Source organism: Kitasatospora sp. MBT66 (assembly GCF_000710405.2).
Classification (GTDB): domain Bacteria; phylum Actinomycetota; class Actinomycetes; order Streptomycetales; family Streptomycetaceae; genus Kitasatospora; species Kitasatospora purpeofusca.
Genome location: NZ_JAIY01000003.1, coordinates 392,659 through 395,035 on the forward strand (window position 1 = coordinate 392,659; position 2,377 = coordinate 395,035).

Below are 2,377 nucleotides of genomic sequence, written 5' to 3' on the forward strand. Positions count from 1 at the left end.
TCGGCCGCGCCGCCGCGCAGCACCGCCGCCCAGCCCAGCACCCCCGTGGTGAGCTCGGCGTCCGCCGCCGCGCTCGGCGCCGCGTCCTCCTCGGCCGCCACCGGGCCCTCGACGGGCTCGGCGCCCGGCCCGGCCGCCTGCTCGGCCTTGCTGGCCAAGTCCCGCAGCCGGCGGCGCCCGGCCTGGACGGCGGCCTCGTGGGCCCGGCGCTGCTCCGCGAGCCAGGCCTCGACGGACTGGAACCGCTCGGTGTCGAACAGCCGGCGCAGCAGCTTGCCGCGCTCCTCCGAGTCGGCGCGCAGGAAGCGCGCGAAGTCGCCCTGCGGCAGCAGCACCACCTGGCAGAACTGGTCCCGGCTCATCCCGATCAGCCGGTGGATCTCCTCGCCGGCCTCCTGGTGCGACTTGCTGACCGCCCGCCAGCCGGGCCCGGCCGCGCCGGTGCCCGCGCCGTCCGCCGACCACTCGCGCAACAGGGTCTGGGCCCGCTCGACGGTCATGCCCGTGCCGACCTTCTTCGGCCGGGGCTGCTCGGGGATCCGGACGATCTCCAGCCGGCGGCCGCCGAGCGTCAGCTCCAGCCGGACCTCGGTCAGCCGGTCGGGCTCGGCGTGGTCGCTGCGCAGCCGGTTGGCCCGGCGGGTGCCGGGCACCTCGCCGTAGAGGGCGTAGCAGACCGCGTCCAGCACGCTGCTCTTGCCCGCGCCGGTGGCGCCGCGCAGCAGGAACAGGCCGCCGGCGGCCAGGGCGTCGAAGTCGACCGTCTCCGGGCCGGCGAAGGGGCCGAAGGCCGTCACGGTCAGCCGGTGGAGTCTCATCGGGGCAGCTCCGCCTTCCGGTCGGTGGTCTCCCGGACGCGCTCGAAGCCCTCGCGCAGCCAGCCCAGCTCGTCCGGGTCGGGCTCGGCGCCGGGGCGGACGTGCCGCAGGAAGCCCTCGGCGATCTCCAGGTCCGTGCGTCCGCTGACCCGGGCCGCGTAGGAGGGGGAGGCGGCGGCGGTGCTCTCCTCCGGGTCGAACAGCAGCTGGAGGGTGTGCGGGAAGCGGCGGCGCAGCCGTTCCATCGGCTCGGTGGGTCGGCTCGGGTCGGTGAGGGTGACCTGCACCCAGGACTGCTCGTCGGCGGTGTACCGCTCGTCGGTGAGCAGCTCGTCCAGCCGGCCGCGCAGCCGGGCCAGCCGCCGGGGGGCCGGGCAGGGCACCCGCTCGGCGGTGACCGCGCCGTCCGCCGCGAGGTCGACCAGCCACATGCTCTTGCGCTGCTCGTGCTCGGAGAAGGAGTAGGCGAGCGGGGAGCCGCTGTAGCGCAGGTGCGGGGCGAGGGTCTGGCAGCCGTGCAGATGGCCGAGCGCGGCGTAGTGCACGCCGTCGAAGACCGAGGCTGGCACGGCCGCGACCCCGCCCACCGCGATGTCGCGCTCGCTGTCGCTGGGCTCGCCGCCGGTGACGAAGGCGTGCGCCAGGACCACCGCGCGGGTGCCGGGCGGGCGGGCCGCGAGGTCGGCCCTGACCTGGTCCATCGCCGCGCCGAGCACGGCGGCGTGCCCGCCGCGGGCCAGTCCGAACCGCTCCCGGACCAGGGTGGGCTCCAGGTAGGGCAGCCCGTAGACGGCGACCGGCCCGTGCGCGTCGGCCAGCACCACCGGCTCGGCGCACTCGCCCGGGTCCGTCCGCAGGTGGACCCCGGCCCGGCCGATGAGGCCCGCGCCGACGCCGAGGCGGCGGGCCGAGTCGTGGTTGCCGCTGATGAACACCGTCGGCACGCCGAGGTCGGCCAGCCGGTGCAGCACGTCGTCGAACAGCGCCACCGCCTCCAGGCCCGGCAGCGCTCGGTCGTACACGTCACCGGCGACCAGCACGGCGTCGACGCGCTCGTCCCGGACCACCGCCACGAGGTGGTCCAGGAAGGCGCGCTGGGCGTCGTGCAGGCTCTCCCGGTGGAACGAGCGTCCGAGATGCCAGTCGGAGGTATGCAGCAGTCGCATGGTTCCCGACCATAACGGGCGCCACCGACAACCCGGTCCGGAACGGGTGTCGCAGACGGTCCCCGGGCCGGGCCCGCAGGCTCCCCGGCATCACTCCGGGTCGATTGTCGGTGACGGTGTGTATGGTCGCGTTCGCCGGGAGCCGAGGGGCTCGTGGGGCCGGTGTGCGAGTACCGACGACGGAGGGAGACGACCGTGCGAGAGCGGACGTGGAGCGGGTTCGAGGGCCCGGACCAGCGGCAGGCGAGGGAGCGGGGGAAGGAGCAGGAGCGGCGCCGCGAGCGGTGCCGGGAGCGGGGTCGGCGTCCGGGTGCGGGTGGCTGCCGGGAGCGGTGGCGCGCGCCCGTGGTGCGGCTGTGGGGCCCCGGCCCCGGCCCCGGCGCGGAGCGGCGT

Annotated in this window: 3 protein-coding genes; 1 reads left to right on the forward strand and 2 read right to left on the reverse strand. The window is 76.6% G+C overall.

Translation table 11 applies throughout. From position 1 onward, the window contains the following. Together BI06_RS03680 and BI06_RS03685 are read right to left on the reverse strand one after the other, a co-directional pair. A partial coding sequence (locus tag BI06_RS03680; RefSeq protein ID WP_043465010.1) for an AAA family ATPase occupies nucleotides 1-818 on the reverse strand: 818 nt, incomplete at its 3' end. Next, on the reverse strand, nucleotides 815-1,984 hold the full coding sequence (locus BI06_RS03685; protein WP_043465014.1) for an exonuclease SbcCD subunit D: 1,170 nt from the start codon (nucleotides 1,982-1,984) through the stop codon (nucleotides 815-817). The genes BI06_RS03680 and BI06_RS03685, both read right to left, overlap by 4 nt. Nucleotides 1,985-2,179: 195 nt before the next feature. Between BI06_RS03685 and BI06_RS52835 the strand changes: the two genes are divergently transcribed. After that, a partial coding sequence (locus tag BI06_RS52835; RefSeq protein ID WP_206743629.1) for a hypothetical protein occupies nucleotides 2,180-2,377 on the forward strand: 198 nt, incomplete at its 3' end.

Bases quoted from the DNA above. Each gene is read 5' to 3' on its own strand.
- BI06_RS03685 (WP_043465014.1), bottom strand. From the start codon at position 1,984: ATGCGACTGCTGCATACCTCCGACTGGCATCTCGGACGCTCGTTCCAC.